General features: G+C 60.1%; 4 protein-coding genes and 1 pseudogene. All 5 read left to right on the top strand.

The window, feature by feature from the left end; translation table 11 throughout:
- The first annotated feature begins 4 nt into the window (after positions 1–4).
- Positions 5–1,345, top strand: a complete 1,341-nt coding sequence (secY, locus tag VGO12_RS11260) for a preprotein translocase subunit SecY (RefSeq protein ID WP_327512831.1) — start codon at positions 5–7, stop codon at positions 1,343–1,345.
- Positions 1,342–1,920: an adenylate kinase gene (locus VGO12_RS11255; RefSeq protein ID WP_327512830.1), complete on the top strand. Its 579-nt coding sequence runs from the start codon at positions 1,342–1,344 to the stop codon at positions 1,918–1,920. Before secY ends, VGO12_RS11255 begins: the two co-directional genes overlap by 4 nt.
- A 232-nt stretch (positions 1,921–2,152) precedes the next feature.
- Positions 2,153–2,521, top strand: a complete 369-nt coding sequence (gene rpsM, locus VGO12_RS11250; protein WP_052638152.1) for a 30S ribosomal protein S13 — start codon at positions 2,153–2,155, stop codon at positions 2,519–2,521.
- A gap of 226 nt (positions 2,522–2,747) precedes the next feature.
- On the top strand, positions 2,748–3,137 hold the full coding sequence (rpsK, locus tag VGO12_RS11245) for a 30S ribosomal protein S11 (protein WP_003536496.1): 390 nt from the start codon (positions 2,748–2,750) through the stop codon (positions 3,135–3,137).
- A gap of 70 nt (positions 3,138–3,207) precedes the next feature.
- A pseudogene (locus VGO12_RS11240) lies at positions 3,208–3,317 on the top strand (DNA-directed RNA polymerase subunit alpha); the annotation flags it as partial.

Below are 3,317 nucleotides of genomic sequence, written 5' to 3'. Positions count from 1 at the left end.
TTGCATGGCTTCTGCAGCGGAACAGCTCGCCTCGAACCTGAATTTCTCGACTTTCGCCAAGGCGGAAGATCTGAAGAAACGTCTTTGGTTCACGCTTGGTGCGCTTCTGGTTTACCGTCTTGGCACCTATATCCCGCTGCCCGGCCTTAATCCGGACGCGTTTGCCCAGGCATTCCGCGGACAGAGCGGCGGCATCCTCGGCCTCTTCAACATGTTTTCGGGCGGTGCAGTTGAGCGCATGGCGATCTTCGCGCTCGGCATCATGCCCTATATCTCTGCCTCGATCATCGTTCAGCTGATGACGTCGGTCGTTCCGGCGCTGGAACAGCTGAAGAAGGAAGGCGAGCAGGGTCGCAAGATCATCAACCAGTACACCCGTTACGGCACGGTGCTTCTCGGCACGGCGCAGGCTTACGCCATCGCCGTCGGCCTCGAGAGCGGCAACGGCCTTGTGAACGATCCAGGTTGGTTCTTCCGCATTTCCACGGTCATCTCGCTGCTCGGCGGCACGATGTTCCTGATGTGGCTCGGTGAACAGATCACCTCGCGTGGCATCGGCAACGGCATTTCGCTGATCATCTTTGCCGGCATCGTCGCGCATCTGCCGACGGCAATGGCCGGAACGCTCGAACTTGGCCGCACCGGCGCGCTGTCGACGCCGCTGATCATCGCGATCATCCTCATGGTCGTTGCCGTCATCGCGCTCATCGTCTTCGTCGAGCGCGCCCAGCGGCGCCTGCTCATCCAGTATCCGAAGCGCCAGGTCGGCAACCGCATGTTCCAGGGCGATACCTCGCACCTGCCGCTGAAGCTCAACACCTCTGGCGTTATCCCCGCGATCTTCGCGTCGTCGCTCTTGCTGTTGCCGGCAACGCTTGCAGGCTTTGCCAACACGGCAGCGCTGCCGGGTTGGGCGACGTCTATCGTCAGCGCGCTCGGCCACGGCAAGCCGCTCTACATGGTTCTCTACGGCGCGATGATTGCATTCTTCGCCTTCTTCTACACGGCGATCGTCTTCAACCCGAAGGATACGGCCGACAATCTGAAGAAGCATGGCGGCTTCATTCCGGGCATTCGCCCGGGCGAGCGCACCGCCGAGTACATCGATTACGTCCTGACGCGCATCACCGTCATCGGTGCGGCTTACCTGATCTTCGTCTGCATTCTGCCGGAAGTTCTGATTTCTCAGACCGGCGTGCCGTTCTACCTTGGTGGTACGTCGCTTTTGATTGTTGTCAGCGTCACCCTTGATACGGTAGCACAGATCCAGGGCCACCTCATCGCACAGCAATATGAGGGGCTGATCAAGAAGTCGAAGCTGCGCGGAGGAAAGAGGGGACGATGAGACTGATTTTTTTGGGACCGCCGGGCGCTGGCAAGGGGACTCAGGCCAAGCTTCTGACGGAGAGATACGGCATTCCGCAGCTTTCCACAGGTGACATGCTGCGGGCCGCCGTTGCCCAGGCGACCGAAGTTGGCAAGCGCGCCAAGGCGGTCATGGATGCCGGTCAGCTGGTGTCCGACGAGATCGTCAACGAGATCGTGTCAGACCGTATCGACCAGCCGGACTGTGCGAAGGGTTTCATCCTCGATGGCTACCCGCGCACCGTGCCGCAGGCGATCGCGCTCGGAAAGATGCTGGAAGGCAAGGGGTTGAAGCTCGATGCAGTCATCGAGCTCAAGGTCGACGAGACGGCCCTTGTTAAGCGCATGGAGAATCGCGTAGCGGAAACCATCGCTGCTGGCGGTGCGGTCCGTTCGGACGACAATCCGGAGGCGTTCAAGCGCCGCCTGACCGAGTACCGCGAAAAGACTGCGCCGTTGTCCGAGCATTATGCCGGCACGGGACAGCTCAGAACGGTCGATGGCATGGCGGATGTGAACACCGTGACCGCCGAGATCGAGAAGATTCTGGCTTAGACACTGGTCTTTGCCGAAAAGGAACTGCCGGGGAGTTGACTTTTCCGGCCGATTCCGCCAAAGACAGCGCCAACTCGCGACATGAGAGCGGTCGGCGCGGTCTTCAAAGAAAATGAAGTCCGGGTACGGTCGTTTTTGACGTGTCTCGAACCTCAATCAACGTGCGGCTCTTCGAGGTCGCGTAACGAAGCACCTATTGCCGGATGGCAACTGGAACGCAAGGAGAATAGACGTGGCACGTATCGCTGGCGTCAACATCCCGACGGCAAAGCGCGTAGTTATTGCGCTGACGTACATTCACGGGATCGGCCCGAAATTCGCACAGGAAATCGTCGAGAAGGTCGGTATTCCGGCTGACCGTCGCGTGCATCAGCTGACGGACGCTGAAGTCCTGCAGATCCGCGAAACGATCGACCGCGACTACCAGGTCGAGGGTGACCTGCGTCGCGAGACCTCGATGAACATCAAGCGCCTGATGGACCTCGGCTGCTACCGCGGCCTGCGTCACCGTCGTGGCCTGCCGGTTCGCGGTCAGCGCACCCACACCAACGCCCGCACCCGCAAGGGTCCGGCGAAGGCGATTGCCGGTAAGAAGAAGTAATTTCCCGAAAAGGGAGATTGGGAGGCTGGTGTCAAACGCCGGCCTCCTTTTGCAGTTTGGAAGGGCGTTCGCCCGACCTTTGTTCGACCGGTCCGGTCGGACGGCACGTTCGCAGGGCGGAGTTCCGTTCTGCGGGAAATGAAGATGCAGGGCAGGGGACGTCAAATCCTTTTCCCGGTGGAGCCGCTGGAATTACGGCGGTGCAGAGATCTAAGAAAGGGATCCTATGGCCAAGGAAGCCACCCGCGTTCGCCGTCGCGAACGCAAGAACATCACGTCTGGCGTCGCGCACGTCAACTCGTCGTTCAACAACACCATGATCACCATCACCGACGCACAGGGCAACGCGATTGCCTGGTCGTCTGCCGGTGCCAAGGGTTTCAAGGGCTCGCGTAAGTCGACCCCGTTTGCAGCACAGATCGCCGCTGAAGACTGCGCCAAGAAGGCACAGGAACACGGCATGAAGTCGCTTGAAGTCGAAGTTTGCGGTCCGGGTTCCGGCCGTGAATCCGCTCTTCGCGCGCTGCAGGCTGCGGGCTTCATGATCACCTCGATCCGCGACGTGACCCCGATCCCGCACAACGGCTGCCGCCCGCGCAAGAAGCGCCGCGTCTGATCATTTGCATTCAACATGCCGGTGAGGGTGCATTGGCATTCTCCCGGTCTTCGGGGCTCGGTTGTCACGATTGGATGGTGACAACGAACGGAAGGCAGAAAACATGATCCAGAAGAATTGGCAGGAACTGATCAAGCCGAACAAGGTGGAGTTCGTCTCCTCCGGCCGCACCAAGGCAAC

Origin of the sequence: Ensifer sp. (assembly GCF_035999135.1) — a bacterium.
GTDB lineage: Bacteria > Pseudomonadota > Alphaproteobacteria > Rhizobiales > Rhizobiaceae > Ensifer.
The sequence above is the reverse complement of the archived record's forward strand: the minus strand, read 5'-3'. Positions and strand labels throughout refer to the sequence as shown.